General features: G+C 70.4%; 15 protein-coding genes and 1 pseudogene. 6 read left to right on the plus strand and 10 right to left on the minus strand.

The genetic code is table 11. The features are described from left to right. Positions 1 to 18: 18 nt before the first annotated feature. The 3 genes and pseudogenes from ACZ7L0_RS17505 to ACZ7L0_RS17515 form a co-directional block, all read right to left on the minus strand. A pseudogene (locus tag ACZ7L0_RS17505) lies at positions 19 to 365 on the minus strand (oxygenase MpaB family protein); the annotation flags it as partial. A 4-nt stretch (positions 366 to 369) separates the two neighbouring features. Further along, entirely contained in the window at positions 370 to 633 is a 264-nt protein-coding gene (locus tag ACZ7L0_RS17510; protein WP_471243336.1) for a hypothetical protein, read from the minus strand. Positions 634 to 753: 120 nt separating this feature from the next. Continuing rightward, on the minus strand, positions 754 to 1,191 hold the full coding sequence (locus tag ACZ7L0_RS17515; RefSeq protein ID WP_471243337.1) for an ATP-binding protein: 438 nt from the start codon (positions 1,189 to 1,191) through the stop codon (positions 754 to 756). A gap of 169 nt (positions 1,192 to 1,360) precedes the next feature. Here ACZ7L0_RS17515 and ACZ7L0_RS17520 point away from each other — a divergent pair, with 169 nt between their 5' ends. Further along, a complete protein-coding gene (locus tag ACZ7L0_RS17520; RefSeq protein ID WP_471243338.1) occupies positions 1,361 to 1,726 on the plus strand; it encodes an STAS domain-containing protein in 366 nt (121 codons plus the stop codon). Positions 1,727 to 1,798: 72 nt separating this feature from the next. Here ACZ7L0_RS17520 and ACZ7L0_RS17525 read toward each other — a convergent pair whose 3' ends face one another. Then, positions 1,799 to 2,299 carry a hypothetical protein gene (locus ACZ7L0_RS17525; protein ID WP_471243339.1) on the minus strand — a complete coding sequence of 167 codons (501 nt, stop codon included), beginning with the start codon at positions 2,297 to 2,299 and terminating at the stop codon, positions 1,799 to 1,801. 327 nt (positions 2,300 to 2,626) lie between these two features. Beyond that, positions 2,627 to 2,854 (minus strand): hypothetical protein, encoded by a 228-nt coding sequence (locus tag ACZ7L0_RS17530; protein WP_471243340.1) that lies wholly within the window; start codon positions 2,852 to 2,854, stop codon positions 2,627 to 2,629. Positions 2,855 to 3,285: 431 nt separating this feature from the next. On the opposite strand from ACZ7L0_RS17530, the gene ACZ7L0_RS17535 reads away from it, so the two are divergent. After that, complete coding sequence (locus ACZ7L0_RS17535; protein ID WP_471243341.1) at positions 3,286 to 3,882, plus strand: cadmium resistance transporter; 597 nt, start codon at positions 3,286 to 3,288, stop codon at positions 3,880 to 3,882. 56 nt (positions 3,883 to 3,938) lie between these two features. Here ACZ7L0_RS17535 and ACZ7L0_RS17540 read toward each other — a convergent pair whose 3' ends face one another. Continuing rightward, entirely contained in the window at positions 3,939 to 4,721 is a 783-nt protein-coding gene (locus tag ACZ7L0_RS17540; RefSeq protein WP_471243342.1) for a DUF899 domain-containing protein, read from the minus strand. 210 nt (positions 4,722 to 4,931) lie between these two features. Next, positions 4,932 to 6,200, minus strand: coding sequence for an MFS transporter (locus ACZ7L0_RS17545; protein WP_471243343.1), 1,269 nt, complete (start codon positions 6,198 to 6,200; stop codon positions 4,932 to 4,934). Between the two features lie 134 nt (positions 6,201 to 6,334). On the opposite strand from ACZ7L0_RS17545, the gene ACZ7L0_RS17550 reads away from it, so the two are divergent. Then, entirely contained in the window at positions 6,335 to 7,270 is a 936-nt protein-coding gene (locus tag ACZ7L0_RS17550; protein ID WP_471243344.1) for a LysR family transcriptional regulator, read from the plus strand. 98 nt (positions 7,271 to 7,368) lie between these two features. Here the strand turns inward: ACZ7L0_RS17550 and ACZ7L0_RS17555 are convergent, their stop codons facing one another. Further along, positions 7,369 to 8,481, minus strand: a complete 1,113-nt coding sequence (locus ACZ7L0_RS17555; RefSeq protein ID WP_471243345.1) for an ABC transporter substrate-binding protein — start codon at positions 8,479 to 8,481, stop codon at positions 7,369 to 7,371. 295 nt (positions 8,482 to 8,776) lie between these two features. On the opposite strand from ACZ7L0_RS17555, the gene ACZ7L0_RS17560 reads away from it, so the two are divergent. Further along, the gene (locus ACZ7L0_RS17560) at positions 8,777 to 10,186 is read left to right on the plus strand and encodes a Mucin-2 (protein WP_471243346.1); all 1,410 of its coding nucleotides are present in this window, start codon (positions 8,777 to 8,779) and stop codon (positions 10,184 to 10,186) included. A 230-nt stretch (positions 10,187 to 10,416) separates the two neighbouring features. Here the strand turns inward: ACZ7L0_RS17560 and ACZ7L0_RS17565 are convergent, their stop codons facing one another. Beyond that, a complete protein-coding gene (locus ACZ7L0_RS17565; protein ID WP_471243347.1) occupies positions 10,417 to 11,040 on the minus strand; it encodes an NAD(P)-dependent oxidoreductase in 624 nt (207 codons plus the stop codon). Between the two features lie 110 nt (positions 11,041 to 11,150). Then, positions 11,151 to 11,984 carry an inositol monophosphatase family protein gene (locus ACZ7L0_RS17570; RefSeq protein WP_471243348.1) on the minus strand — a complete coding sequence of 278 codons (834 nt, stop codon included), beginning with the start codon at positions 11,982 to 11,984 and terminating at the stop codon, positions 11,151 to 11,153. Positions 11,985 to 12,094: 110 nt separating this feature from the next. On the opposite strand from ACZ7L0_RS17570, the gene ACZ7L0_RS17575 reads away from it, so the two are divergent. Beyond that, positions 12,095 to 13,042 carry a LysR family transcriptional regulator gene (locus ACZ7L0_RS17575; RefSeq protein ID WP_471243349.1) on the plus strand — a complete coding sequence of 316 codons (948 nt, stop codon included), beginning with the start codon at positions 12,095 to 12,097 and terminating at the stop codon, positions 13,040 to 13,042. Positions 13,043 to 13,264: 222 nt separating this feature from the next. Then, positions 13,265 to 14,032, plus strand: a complete 768-nt coding sequence (locus ACZ7L0_RS17580) for an SDR family NAD(P)-dependent oxidoreductase (protein ID WP_471243350.1) — start codon at positions 13,265 to 13,267, stop codon at positions 14,030 to 14,032. Positions 14,033 to 14,175 lie beyond the last annotated feature (143 nt).

Below are 14,175 nucleotides of genomic sequence, written 5' to 3' on the forward strand. Positions count from 1 at the left end.
GACCATGTACAGGTCGAGCCCGCCGATCATGTCCTCCTGGCAGATCGGCGTTCCCTTCGTGGTGGAGTCCCACCGGTTCTCGCGTGTGAGGTGGTGGCGGATCGATGCGTGCAGGAGGCGGAACTTCTGGGCGGCGGGGATGAAGCGGCTGCCGGCCTCGAAGGCGTCGGGCTGCATCAGGTAGACGGTGAACTGACCGTCTCCGCCATCCGTTTGGACGGGTACTTCAGCCCGTGGGCGGCCGACAGCAGCTTCGCCACGTTCGGGACGACGTAGCAGGCGGGCATCGAGGCGAAGGACAGTGCGGTGGAGATGTGCACGTTGTTGTCGATGAAGAACGACCGGGCCTTTTCCATCTCCGACCAGTGGTCAGCCGACGAACGGGTGCAGTACCGCGTCGATACGTGTCTTGGGCGCCCACGCGCCATCAGCTCGTTCTCGGCCTCCCCCCAGCTCTGCGGCGTCCGAGCGGCGCCCGCAGGCCCCGAACCGTTCCCAGGGCAGAACCGAGCGTGCCACCGCCAGATCGGCCAGCCCGGCCATCAGCAGCACCGCCCGCTCGTCCAAGCCGTCGCGCCGTCCCGCTTCTCGCATCATGGTCCTCCCCACCCGCATCCGGGCGGCGCCGGTCACGCGCCGTTCTTCCGAGCATCGGGTCAGGCCGGGCGCCAGAGCGGAAGAACTCACGATCGAGTGATCAAATCGCTCGACTGTACGGATGGCTCACTCCTGCTGTGGCCACACCCGGGAGCATTACAGGGTGATGCGGGCGGTGATGCGCTTGCCGACCGGTTCCTGCTCGATGAGGAGGTCCTGGGTGACGGCCTTGACGATCTCCAGGCCGTGCTGGCCGATCCTGCTGGGGTCAGCGGCCCGGGCTGCGGGGACGGTGGGGTCGCTGTCCCACACGACGATATCGACCGCGTGAACGTTGATGCGCAGTTCCATCAGGACGGGGCCGGGGGCGTACTTGAGGGCGTTGGTGACCAGCTCGCTGACCACCAGCTGGGTGAGGTCCCTCGCGCGTGCGGGCACGGGCAGGTGGTGGTCGGTGTGGGCCTGGTCGAGGAAGGCGATGGCGTGGTGGCGGGCGTCGGCGATGCAGCCGTCGTCTCCGGCCAGGGCGTAGCCGGCGCGCATCAGGTGCTCGTCCGGCCCGGTACAGCCGTCACCGTCGGTATGGGATCCCACTGGTTTCGCCCTCACTCCCCCTTCACCCGCGCGCCCCTACCCGCAATCGCGCCATGCATGCCACCGAGGTCGCTCGGCACGGCCGCCCGGATGCATCCCGCCGTCGCGGTAGGGCAGAATCGTCCGCGCACGCTCTGACCGGGCAAGCCTAAGCGCAGTCGAGGAGACGGTGACCGACAACCAGCGAGGGGACCGGCCGGACCGGCTCTCCGTCCAGCCCAAAATGGTCGACGGCGTCCGTGTCGTGACCGTGCAGGGCGAGATCGACCACGACGTCAAGGACGTCCTCAGCGAAGCACTGATGACCGAGGTCGGCACGATGCCGCCCCGGATCGTGGTGGACCTCAGCGGTGTGACCTTCATGGACTCCAGCGGGATCAACGTGTTCATCGCCGCCCACCGGCGAGTGAGTGCCCTCCAGGGGTGGCTGCGCATCGCCGGCGCCCAGGAGTCCGTCGTGCGACTGCTGCACCTGGTCGGCGTCGACGCTGTGATCGGCTGCTACCCCAGCGTCGAGCAGGCCATGAACACCTGAGGCCCTATCGGGGCTGGCCCGGAGCATCTTCCTGCCGCGACTGCCGCCGCACGGCCGCGTCCGGCTCCGTGATCACTGCGGCAGACCGGCCTCAGCCGCTCGGCGGAAGACGTCTCCGCACGTGGGTGACGGCATCGGCGAGCGTTCGGCGAGGACGACCAGCGCATGGCGCAGTTCCCTGCTCAGCAACAAGAGCAGGAGGCTGTACTGGCCGCCCTTGTAGGTGTACAGGCGGAAGACGTTGACGGCATGTCCATCACGGTCGTCGGCGAGGGTGTCCGGGAGCCCGGCGAGTAGTTCGTAGTCGCGCTTGCCGGTCGCCGCGTCGGCCACGGCCTTGAGGGGCAGAGCGTCGAATTCCGCGGCGGATACGGATGCGTCGACCGCGACGGCGTGGGCGGCCAGGGCCGTGAAGATCTCGATCAGCCGCTCGCCTCCCGTCATGTCGATGCCCCGGGCCCTCAGGGTCTCGTGGCGCCGAGCCCGACGCCATGGCTCCTGGTCCACCAGCGGCAGCAGGACGCGGCCCAGGAGCGCGCGGCGACGCCACAGCATGTCGTGGTCCGAGGTCACGGTCGATCCTCCCTACGGCGAGTGGAAGGCCGGGGGCCGAGGACCAAACCGACGACCACCAGGCCCTCCAACTTCCCACTACGCGCAGGGCACGTACAGAACGGGGCTGTGCGCCGTGCCGCTGCCCGCGGAGCCGCGGCCTTTACACCGGCCCGCCTGCACCGCGCCATCACCGGGGAGATCACCGACGGGCAATGCCGCTCGGCGGTCGCGGCCGACCTCGCCGACCGTTACGGATCGAAGGACCGGGCCCAAGCCGCAGTCTCGGCCTCAGCTGGAGCAGGACCTTGCCCGCCAAGGACTCGCTGACCGCATCGCCGACTTCACTCATTCCGGGATGTCCAGGCCCAACTCGCGCAGCCGTGGCAAGCAGACGTCCAGGCATGCCTCAACGGAGACAGCGTCCGTGCGCACGAGCAGGTTCTCGTGGAACGGGGCTCCGCTCGCGACGAACGTCCATGGCTTCACGCCCTCGCGCATCCGCTCGGCATCAGCTTTGAACAGGACCGTGACTCCCTGCTCGGCCAACGACTCCATGATCCGCACCACGTCCACCGAAGCTCCCCTGCGCCCGCAATCGAACAGGCAGCAAAGCTACACGGACGTCTCAGCCACCCCTTGACGGCTTAGGACGGTGAGGTGTCCACCTCACCGCCTGCGGTCCCGACGCGACCCAGACGGTGTTCCACCTGCATGGCCACTTGGCCCCCCGCGCCGCCGACGACGGCCTCTCCCTCCCCTGGACCCACCCAGGCTCCCGCACGACGAAGCACCCCTTCCGCCAGGACGCCGACTGCCTTACCTCCGTGCTCGACGGGCAGGAGATCACCGTCGTGCCCGGGTGCACGGTCACGACAACACTCCGGATCCTCGGCCCCACTTGCGGGCCGAAGGCCCTGCATTCCGGTGCCCGGACGGCGGTGGCGTGGCATGTGCGAGGTAGCGTCCTCGGGTGACCGGGCATCCGAGGAGAAGGGCATCCGTCTGTGGGTCTGGGCATCATCGGGCAGGCGATCGGGCTGTTCGCCGTCACCAACGTCGACGACATCCTGATCCTCTCCCTGTTCTTCGCCCAGGGATCCGGACAGCCCGGTTCCGCCCGCCGTATCGTGCTCGGACAGTACCTCGGCTTCACCGCCATCCTCGCCGTCGCCATCGCCGCCGCGTTCGGCGCCACGTTCCTGCCCCGGCCGGCGATCCCCTATCTCGGTCTACTCCCCCTGGCGCTCGGTCTGAAAGCGGCCTGGCAGACGTGGAAGCATCGGGGCGAGGCGGACGAGGACGACCAGGCAGGCGAGGGCGGGCCGAAGGCCCTGGAAGTCGCCGCGGTCACCTTCGCCAACGGTGGCGACAACATCGGCGTCTACGTGCCGGTGTTCGCCACTGCCGGCGTGGGCGGGATGAGCGTGTACGCCGTCGTCTTCCTGGTGCTGGTGGCGGTGTGGTGCTTCGCCGGGCGGTTCTTCGCCACCCGGCCCGTCATCGCCAGGACACTCAGCCGGTGGGGCCACGTCCTGCTGCCGCTCGTCCTGATCGCCCTCGGCCTGCTCATCCTCGTCGGAGGCGGTGCCTTCGGCTTGTAGCGCCGCCAGTGTTCTCGATTCGCGGTCTCTGTGCCGACGCCGTGGACGAAGGCCCGTCAGTGGTGGTGGCCGTGCCGGCCGAGGGACTCCACGGGGGTCGCGCCGGGGCGGGTCCACTGCGGCACAGGGCGGCTGGTCGGGCCCCAGGTGGCGTTTCCGTCCGCGTCCGAACGCCAGAACCAGCACGGGCGGCGCCCCTCGGGCCAGCCCTCGGGGTTGTCCTCCCACGCCTCGCCTCGGCCGTAGGGCGTCATGTCGAGCAGGCCGAGGGAGCCGTTGACCGGCTCGTTGCCACGGCCCGTCGTGGAGTAGGTGAGGAACACACGGTCGCCGTCGCGCAGGAAGCAGGCGATGTAGCCCATGCTGCCGCCGACAGGTGCGTCCACGTCGCGCACCGAGTACCAGGGCTGGGTGTAGCCCATGAACTCGACGTACGAGGCCACCTCGTCCCACCGGCCCGTGGTCAGGATGGCGAACGAGACGCCGCGGGCGTTGAGGTAAACGGCGTCCTTCAGGTGCCAGGCCGTGGTGGTGCAGCCCTCGCACTGCCCTTGGTGCGGCGCGCCGTCGTACCACATGTGCTTGTAGACCACGAGCTCGTCGCGCCCCTGGAACAGGTCCAGGAACGGGACCGGGCCGTCAGGTCCGACGACCTCGACCGTCCCGTCGAGCTCCACCATCGGCAGTCGGCGACGGGCCGCGGCGAGGGCGTCGCCCTCGCGGGTGTGGGCCTTCTCGCGGACCAGGAGTTCGTCACGGGCGGCCTGCCAGGTGACCAGGTCGACGACTGGCGGGCGGCCGGGCTGCGTGGTGGTCGGGTCACTCGGCGTGGTTGTCATGGCGTCCTCCGTGGAGTCTCGTGCCGGGCAGCGTCGTACGACGTCCTGCGACACCAGATCAGACCGGCGACCGGGCCGGAACTCATCGGGGCGGGGCCCTTGGCCGAGCCGACACGGATTCGAGAGTTGCTCGGCTTGATCCCCCCGGGTAGACCCGGCTGACTTGCGGATGGGCGCCGCAAAGGGGCCGCCCGACAGCCAGGCAGCCCGTCAGGTGCGGATCGGTGTCGGCTCCGGCTCGGCGAGAGGCGCTGTCGCGCGGCGGGGAAGCAGCAGCGGGGTCGCCAGCAGGAGCACGCCGGCCAGGCCGATGGCGGTGCGCGGGCCGAGCAGGCTGCCCAGCACGCCCCAGACGGCCGTCAGGAGCGCGGTCGAGGCCTTGGTCGTCACCGCCCAGGCGGACAGCGTGCGGGCGGCCCGGTCGGTGGCGGTGCGCTCGAGGCGGTAGGTGGCGTAGACGGGGTTGAAGACCCCGCAGCAAGAGATGAGCCCGAGCTCGACGCCCATCACCAGCAACAGCCCTCCGTTGCCCGGCCCCAGGAAGGCCAGGCCGACGGGCCAGAGCGCGCGCAGCGCCCCGACCACGATGAGGACCTGGTGCTGCCCGAACCGGATGACGAGCGGTCGGACCAGCCGCGAACCGAGCAGTCCGCCGATCGAGGGCGCGGCGAAGGCGAGGCCGTACTGCCACGGTGTGAAACCGAGTCGGCCGAGCATCAGGACGGCCAGCAGCGGCTGGGCGGCCATCACCAGGCCGTTGAACAAGGCGGTGTTGAAGAACAGCGGGCGCAGCGTCGCGTCGGCGAGAATGTACCGCCAGCCGTCGAGCAGGTCCCCGGCCCGCATGCGCGTGGCCTCACGACGCTCGGGCCGCGGCTCGTGCCCGCCCATCGCGCGGATACCCAGGGCCGAGAGCAGGTAGCTGACCGCGTCGGCCACCACCGTCGCCACCGGACCGAAAAGCCCGATCGCCGCGCCGCCCAGCGGCGGTCCGATGATCGTGGTCGTCCAGGCCGTGGACTCGAATCGGGCGTTGGCGACCAGCAAATCCTCGGCCGGCAGCAGCGTCTTCAGATAGGCGCCGGAGGCGGCCCGGAAGGTGATGTCGGCCGCCGCGACGACGACCGAGACCAGCAGGAGCTGAAGGAAGGTGAGCACGCCGAGCGCGAACGCGGCGGGTACCGTCAGCAGCGCCGCGAACCGCACCAGGTCCATCGCGATCAGCACCGGACGTTTGCGGCGGAACTCCACCCACGGGCCGAGCGGCACCGCCACGGCCGCGCCCACCGCAGCCCCCACAGAGGAGAGCGCGGCGACCTCGGCCGGTCCGGCGTGCAGCACCCGGATGGCGATCAGCGGGAACGCGCCGAAGGCGAGCCACGTGCCGAGCGCGCTGGTCCCGTACGCTCCCCAGAGCCACCCGAACCGCCGCCCCAGCCGGTGTCCGAGCAGATGTCCCAGCCGGTGCCCGCTCCTCATGCCCGCCGCCCCTCGCCACTCGCCCGCACAACCGATCCGCGATCGGAAGCATCAAAGCGAGCACCACACACGGGGATCAAACAACCGCAGGACCGCCTGTCCACAACCAGCGGTTGTACCCATAGGGTATCGGCATGGACCTCGACACCGTCCGGACCTTCGTCGCCGCCGCCGACGCGGGGCAGTTCCAGGAGGCCGCCGCCGAGCTGTCGGTCACCCAGCAGTCGGTCTCCAAGCGCATCGCCACGCTGGAGCGCAACCTCGGCGTGCGGCTGTTCACCCGCACTCCGCGCGGCGCCGAGCTCACCATCGACGGGCAGGCGTTCCTGCCCCACGCGCGCGAGCTGCTGCGCGTCGCCGAGCGCGCGGTCGCCTCCGTGCGCCCCGGCCGCCGTCCGCTGCGCGTCGATGTGCTCGCCTCGCGCGGCGCGGCGTCGGGCCTGATGCGCGGATTCCACCGCGCGCATCCCGAGATCGAGCTCGACGTGGTGTGGCTGTTCGACATCGAGACGGCCGTCGCCGCCGTCCGGTCCGGTGAGATCGACGCGTCCTTCCGCGCCGTGGCCGTGCCCGGCCGGCCCCTTCCCGAGGACGTCGAGTCCGTCCGGGTGCTCGACGAGCCGCTCCAGCTCCTCACCGGCCCCGCCCACGCGCTGGCGGGCGCCCGGTCGGTGACCGTCGCTCAGCTCGCCGGGCACCGGATCTGGATGCCCGGCATCGTCCCCGGCACCGAGTGGGCCGCCTACTACGACGACCTCGTCGCCGAGTTCGGCCTCACCATCGAGGCGACCGGCCCCAACTTCGGGTCCGACGCACTCCTCGACACCATCGCCGACACCCCGGCCCTGGCCACCTTCATGGGCGAGCACACCCGCCTCGTCTGGCCCACCGACCACGGCCTGCGCCGTATCCCGGTGACCGACCCGACGCCCGTCTACCCGCACTCGCTCCTCTGGCACCGCGACAATCCCCACCCTGCGCTGGCCACCCTCCGCGCCCACCTCGCCGCCACAGCGGCCGGCCACGACGCCGCCGGGACCTGGGTGCCGAGCTGGGTGATCCCGAACTGAACGCCACCGCGTCTGCGATCATCGTGGCCGGATCGAGGGACGCTGAACGAGCGGGCGGCCCCGGCCGAGAGATCTGGGCTGTCGGGCCCCGTGCTCTCTCAGTCGGCGTGAAGGACCCGAAAGCGATCGAGTTCCGCCGGATCTCGGTCGACGACTTGGATCGGCGACCGAGTCCATTGCCAAACGCTGATGCCTGGCGTGCGGGAGAACCGGATCTGCCCGCGGGTGCCTTCGACTGAGAGGCGCGGCCAGGATTCGGCAGTGCGCGCCCGGTCCGCGCCGTGAGAACGCAGCACATCGGCGAGGGCGGCAACCGTGTCGTAGCCCTCGAAGGCGACGAAGGAGGGCGCTTCGGCCAGCCGCTCGCGGAGGGCCGTCTCGACTCGTGCGCCGAGTGGGGTGAGGCGCTCGGGCAGGTAGCGCAAGAACGGGATCGCGGCGCCGTCGCCACCCAGCAGGTCCGCCCATTCGGCGAACTCCGGTTGCCCGGCCGGAGCACCGATCATGATCTCGGCGAGGCGCCGGTCGCGGCGGACAGCCTTGACGATCGGCACTGCCGGCTCCGGGTGGCCGACCAGAAGAAGGAGTGCTGTCGCACGATTGCCGACGAGTTCGTCGCACACGGCCGCGGGGGTGCGCGCGCTCATGTCGAGCTCGGTGACGGTGCCGCCGCGTGAAGCGAGGTAGTCCCGCAGGATGCGGGTCCCGGATGCCCAGTAGACACTCGGCTGGGCTGCTACGGCGATTCGGCTGTGGCCCGCGCCGAGGAGGAAGTCCGCGTAGACCTGCCAGCCGCGGGACTGCGGCGGGGAGAGGCGCGCGACCCATTCCGTCGGCTGTTCGGTGAGCGCGTCGAGCACCGCTGACGAGCAGAGGAACGGCAGACCGAGGGCGTCGGCTCTGGCGGCAGCGGCGCGAGCGACGACGCTGTGATACTCCCCCGCCAGGGCGGCCACACCCAGGCGAGCCAACTCATCTACGGCCATCGCGGCCCTCTGCGGATCAGCCGCGGTGTCTCGGACCACCAGCTCGAGTGGCCTTCCGACGATCCCGCCGGCGTCATTGCCGTCGCGCACGGCCAACTCAAGTCCGGCGAGCAAGTGTTGACCTGCCTCGACCCAGCCAGGCCGAGTCAGCGGAACGAGAGCGCCGATCTGGACGGATGATCCGTCAGTCCGCTCCGCTCCAGGTGACGATGGTGGGGTGTTCATCCGTTGGCGTCTCCCGTGTGACGACTCGGGTGCAGGCTGCCCGGATCGCTGAGTGGCAAGGCCCTGTGGTGCGCGTTCATCTCAGCTCGCCGTGGCGGGCGCACCTGGGTGATCATGCCGGACATTGCATCCACCACCATCGCCAACAGGCAACCGATTATGCTGCGGGCTCTCGGTGATCACACGCGGAGGCGACCCGGCCCGTGGCAGGATGACGGCATGTTGACCCGCGAAGCCGATGCCGCGTAGGCGTCCGAAAGGGCTGCGCGCAAAGCGACGGGCGGAGAGCTGAGACATGGTCGCCTTCTACTTCTCCGCGCTGGACGGAGTCGCCGCCAATCCGGCCCTTCCCACACCGCTGTTGCTGCGACTGATCGCCTTCGACGGCGGGGGCCACGGCCCGCCCTTCCAAGCCCTCCACCGGCCGGGGCTGCCCGAGCCGGCCGTAGCGGCTGTCCTCACCCACCCGGTCCTGCACGCACGAGTCCAGTTCGCGCTGAGCGGCCAGGCGGAGCCCGAGCAGCGGGCCCGGCTCGCGGACGACCCCTCGCCCGAGGTGCGGGCCGCCGTCGCAAGCGGACCCGAGTGGACCCACGATCACCGGGCGAAGGTCCGTCCGCTGCCGGACGCCGTGTGCGGGCGCCTCCTCGAAGACCCCGAACCGTCCGTACGCGACGCGCTGTTGCAGTCGCGCCACTTGGCACCGTCCTTCCTCGCCTCCCTGGTCCGGCATCCCGATCCGGCCGCACGACGCGCCGCCCTTCGTGTCTGGGACGAGCTGACGGCGGGCGAGCGTGCCGCGCTGCTCGATGACCCCGACCGGGAGGTACGGCGGTCGGCCGCACTGTGCGCGTGTCCGAACGACGCACAGCTCACCGCGACGCTGCTCCGCGACCCCGGCACGCTGCCCGAGGCGCTGCGCCGGGGGCTTCTCGGTCGCGCGGACGCCGAGCGGTTCCTCGCCGAGGGCGTCCACCTGGTCGAACTCGCCGGAAATCCCTCCCTGCCCACCGACCTCGTGGACCGTCTCGCCGTCGACCCGGACGACGGGGTGCGGCTCGCCGTCTCCCTCCGGCCCGAGCTGACCGAAGCCCGACGCGCCGCGATCGACTTCACCGTGACCCCGCGCGCACACGGTGACGTGGACTGGGTGGCCGCCGGCATCGCCGATCAGGACGTGCTGCACCGGGCCGCCACCTCCGCACATCCGCTGCTGCGTCGCGCCGCGGCCCGCAGCCCCCATCTGCCACCCGGTCTCCTGCGGCTGCTGGCCGAGGACACGGACGTCCTCGTCCACACCCACCTGGCCGTATATCACCCGGACACCCCGGAGGAGGTCCTGATGAGCGTGTACGCACGACTCGGCGGGACGTTCTCCGCCTGGATGGCGACCGGCCACCCCCGCTTCCCCCGCGAAGGGCTCGCCGCCCGCTACGCGGACCATCCGGACGGGATCTACGGGCAGCTGGTAGTCCGCGATCCCGCCGCCGGCCCCGATCTGATCGAGCGGCTCAGCCATGACCCGGACGTCTGGACGCGCCAGGCGGCGAGCCGCGACCCGCGCCTGCCGCTCCCCCGGCTCCTCGAGGCCCTCGCCCTGCCCGAGCTGGCCTACAGCGCGGGTGCCAACCCGGCCCTTCCCGCGGGTGAGATGGCCGTGGTCATGGACGAGGCCGGGGTGCCCGCAGTGATGGCGGGCGCCTGAAGCGACGCAGCCGAGGTGCTCGGGGCCGATCCTCGGGGCGGTCGACTGGAGCTGGGGACGCGGCTGCCGCCGTACTGGTCGTTCGCTGCTGATCCGAGTCTGCCCGGACACCGTCACCGACGCGTACGTCGAGTTGGTCGCCGATCCCCGAGGTCCGCACCGGCAGATGCGGGGCCAGTGAGAGCGCCCCGTACCCTCGCTCCCTGTGCTGCCGGGCAGCGGACAGCAGCTCAGCCGCTCCCGAACAGGGCGATGGTGTCCGCGTCGGCGAGATGCGGCGCTTCCGCTTCCGCGACCATAAGGGCGGCGATTCCCGCACGCGGTGCCACGGGCGGGATCATTCGAGGCTTGAACTCCTCGGCACGGATGAGGCGCCCGTTGCCCTGGTAGGGCTTATTGGTCAGCGGCCCGGCATAGACGGTGGTTCCGCCTGCGTCGCGGACGGCACGGCCGGCGGCGTCCTTGGCGTCCCATTCGTGGCGCAGGATGCGCTTGAGGAGAGCACCGTTGACGGTGCCGAGCGCTCCTTCGGTGGCACCCATGCCCAGGGATGTGAGCCAGATGACGCGAGGCGCGGCCGAGGCGATCTGGCGGGCGCCTTCGACGAGAATCGCGGGGTCCTGCTTCTTGGTGACGCCCAGGCCGCTCACCACGACGTCAGCGCCCTCAACAGCGGCGGAGACACTGCCGGAATCGGTCACGTCCGCCCGGACCACACGCAAGTTTCGAGAGGCAGGCGCCTCGAGCTGGTCCGGCCGACGGGCCAGAGCTATGACGTCATGCCCGCGCTCCAAGGCGCGTGCAATGACCAGGCGCCCGGTCTGTCCGGTGGAACCGAGTACGGCGATCTCCACGATGATCTCCAGTCGTGGTAGCAGAGAGGGAGGGGGATGGAAGGGGACGCGCGGCAGGGCATCCACCCGGTCCGGGGCGGCTCGGGGCGGCCCCGGACCGGGCGGTGGGGTCAGCCCAGGTCGGACAGGACGTCAACGGCCTGGGCGTGCAGGCCGGGAGCGGAGGCGAGGAAGTCGTTGCTGGCCAGGCTCCACGGTTCTCCCCTGGTGTCGGTGACCGTGCCGCCGGCTTCGGAGACCAGCAGCGCGCCGGGCAGGAGGCCCGAGCGCACGTCGGAGAACTGCCAGAAGGTGTCCATGCGGCCGGACGCGACGTGGATGAGCTGCATCGTGGCCGGCACCGAGACCCGCACGACCAACGCGTTGATCAGCATGGCGGTCACCGAGGCGCCCATGCGTCGCAGGGCTTCCTCATCCTCACCGGGCTTGGCCTGGCCGGTTCCCACCAGAGCCGCCCGCAGGTCGGTCTTGGCGGAGGAGCGAAGCGGCTCACCGTTGAGGAGCGCCCCCCTGCCCTGGAGAGCGGTGTAGGTGTCGCCGGTCAGCGGCAGGTGAACCACGGTCAGCACGGGGGCGTTGTCGCGCACCAGCGTGGCGGTCACCGCCCACTCACCCATGCCGTGGATGTGGTTGATGTTGCCCTCGGCCGTGTCCACCACCCACCACTCGCCCTCGGGCAGCAGACCGCTGGCCAGCTCGTCCTCCACCCACTGGGACCCCGGACGCGCCCTGAGCAGCGGCTGCTTGATGAGCGCGAGGACCGCCTCGTCATTGGCGTAGATAGCGCGGACGATCTCATCGAGGTCACCGGGGCGCGCGCCCACGTCGTAGCGCTCGAGCAGATGCTCTCCGGCCGTCTTCACAGCAGTCACGGCGCGCTCCAGGACCGCTTCGAGGTCAGCGGTCTCGGCGGAGACGGTAGCGGGGACGGAGAAGGCGTTCATGATCGCTCCTGACGAAGAAAGGGATTTGGCCTTTCGGCCGTTCGCTTTCGACGGTAGGACCAGGCATCATTAACTTCAAATGCAATCTAGTTACGACTGGATTTACCCTCATGCAACTGGATTTGAATCTGCTCACCGCGCTCGACGCTCTGCTGGAAGAAGGCAGCGTGACCGACGCCGCCGCCCGCCTGAACGTCTCAGCCCCCGCGATGAGCCGCACCCTGGGCCGTATCCGCCGGGCCACCGGAGACCAGATCCTTGTCCGCACCGGCCGAACCATGACTCCCACCCCCCGCGCCGTCGCTCTGCGCGCGACGGTGCACGACCTGGTCCAGCAGGCCCGGTCGGTCCTCTCCCCCCACACCGAAGTCGACCTGGCAGCGCTGGATCGGACCTTCGTCCTGAAATGGCACGACGCCCTGGCCGCGGCAGTCGGCCCCGCCCTGCTCCACTCCTTGCGCGCCGAGGCACCAAGAGCGCGTCTACGCTTCCTGGCCGAAGCCAGTACCGACACCCACGACCCGCGACGAGGAGACACCGACCTCGAAGCCGGAGCCGGCAAGCCCACCTCGCCCGAGATCCGCCATGAGATCGTGGGCCACGACCGGCTCGTCCTCGCCCTGCGCCCCGACCACCCCCTGTGCCGCGGCCCACTCACCCTTGAGAAGTACACGGCCGCCGAACACATCACCGTCTCCCGCCGGGGACGGCTGCGTGACCCCATCGACGACGCGCTGGAGGCTCAGGGCGTGAGCCGACAGGTGGTGGCCGCCACCCCCACCAACGCCACAGCCCTGCAGTTCGTCCGCCATCACGACCTTGTCGTGGCAGTCCCCCAACTCATCAGCCGCCCTCTCCTGGAAGACCTCGGCCTGCGCACCCGGCCCCTGCCACTGACCATGCCCGCCATCCCCATCTACCTCACATGGCACCAGCGTTACGACAACGACCCTGCCCATGCCTGGCTGCGCGGGCGGGTCCGCACCGCCTTGCACGACGCATGCGGCCCCGGCGACGACGCCACCGAGGAACACACAAGAGCCTCGAGCCTCAACTGAACGGGGCAGGCCCACTCCTGGGGGGTGTGGTCGTCGCTGGAGGGCCGCGCGCTCTGTTCGACGGGCGGTGGTGTGACCAGTGAACAACCGGGTGCTGCTGAGCGTCGAGACAAACGGCCCGGACTCGCACGCATCACCATGTCAGTAACGGCCAGGCTGTCTCGTCTCAGGTTGCGAAGACGGGTTCTGAGAAGAACCCACCCTGACAACGAGGAGCTGGTCATGAGCGAGGAGACCACACATCAGAAGGTCGCGCTGGTCACCGGGGCGAACAAGGGGATCGGCCGTGGGGTTGCCGAGCAACTCGCCGCGCTGGGCATGACGGTGCTGATCGGCGCCAGGGACCCGCGGGGCGGCGAGGAGGCGGCAGCGGCGCTGCGCGCGGCGGGCGGCGACGCGTACGTGGTCACCTTGGACGTCACCGACGAGGCCACTGTCCGCGAGGCCGCGAAGCAGGTAGAGGAGCGCTTCGGCCACCTCGACGTGCTGATCAACAATGCCGGCATCACCGGTTCCGGACAGGTCTCGCCCCAGGACGCCCACGATCAGATCCCCAGCTTGGTCGATTTGAACATGGTTCGGGCCGTGTTCGAGACCAATGTCTTCGGGGTGATCTCGGTGAGCAACGCCATGCTGCCGCTGCTGCGGCGGTCACCGGCGCCGCGCGTCGTCAACGTCAGCAGTCATGCCGCGTCGCTGGCCCTCACCAGCGATCCGGACGGCCCTTTTGCCGCGCTGCTGCCGTCCGCGGCGTACTCGCCGTCCAAGAGCGCGCTGACCGCGCTGACCGTGCAGTACGCCAATGAACTGCGCAAGGACGGTGTTCTCGTCAACGCGGCCGCCCCCGGCTACGTCGCCACGGACAGCAACAACGACACAGGCTTCCTCACGGTCGAGCAGGGCGCCGCAGTCGTGGTGCGCCTGGCCACCCTCGGCGCGGACGGACCGACCGCCGGGTTCTTCGGCGAGGACGGCTCGGTGCCCTGGTGACGGTGATCCTGGACAGCGGCGCGGTCCACGGGCCAAGGCGCTTTGGCGGATCACCACTTGGCAGGCTCTGCTGCCGTCGGGACAACAGGCAGTGGCGTTGATGAGTGAGGGGCGCGGCTTCCGCAGCGGGGAGCCGCGCCCGT

The sequence above is a fragment of the Streptomyces sp. NPDC039424 genome (assembly GCF_055639495.1).

Excerpts from the sequence above, each read along its gene's own strand:
- ACZ7L0_RS17560 (WP_471243346.1), top strand. The coding sequence starts at position 8,777 with ATGGTCGCCTTCTACTTCTCCGCGCTGGACGGAGTCGCCGCCAATCCG.
- ACZ7L0_RS17550 (WP_471243344.1), top strand. The coding sequence starts at position 6,335 with ATGGACCTCGACACCGTCCGGACCTTCGTCGCCGCCGCCGACGCGGGG.
- ACZ7L0_RS17555 (WP_471243345.1), bottom strand. The coding sequence starts at position 8,481 with ATGAACACCCCACCATCGTCACCTGGAGCGGAGCGGACTGACGGATCA.
- ACZ7L0_RS17575 (WP_471243349.1), top strand. The coding sequence starts at position 12,095 with ATGCAACTGGATTTGAATCTGCTCACCGCGCTCGACGCTCTGCTGGAA.
- ACZ7L0_RS17545 (WP_471243343.1), bottom strand. The coding sequence starts at position 6,200 with ATGAGGAGCGGGCACCGGCTGGGACATCTGCTCGGACACCGGCTGGGG.
- ACZ7L0_RS17570 (WP_471243348.1), bottom strand. The coding sequence starts at position 11,984 with ATGAACGCCTTCTCCGTCCCCGCTACCGTCTCCGCCGAGACCGCTGAC.
- ACZ7L0_RS17580 (WP_471243350.1), top strand. The coding sequence starts at position 13,265 with ATGAGCGAGGAGACCACACATCAGAAGGTCGCGCTGGTCACCGGGGCG.
- ACZ7L0_RS17540 (WP_471243342.1), bottom strand. The coding sequence starts at position 4,721 with ATGACAACCACGCCGAGTGACCCGACCACCACGCAGCCCGGCCGCCCG.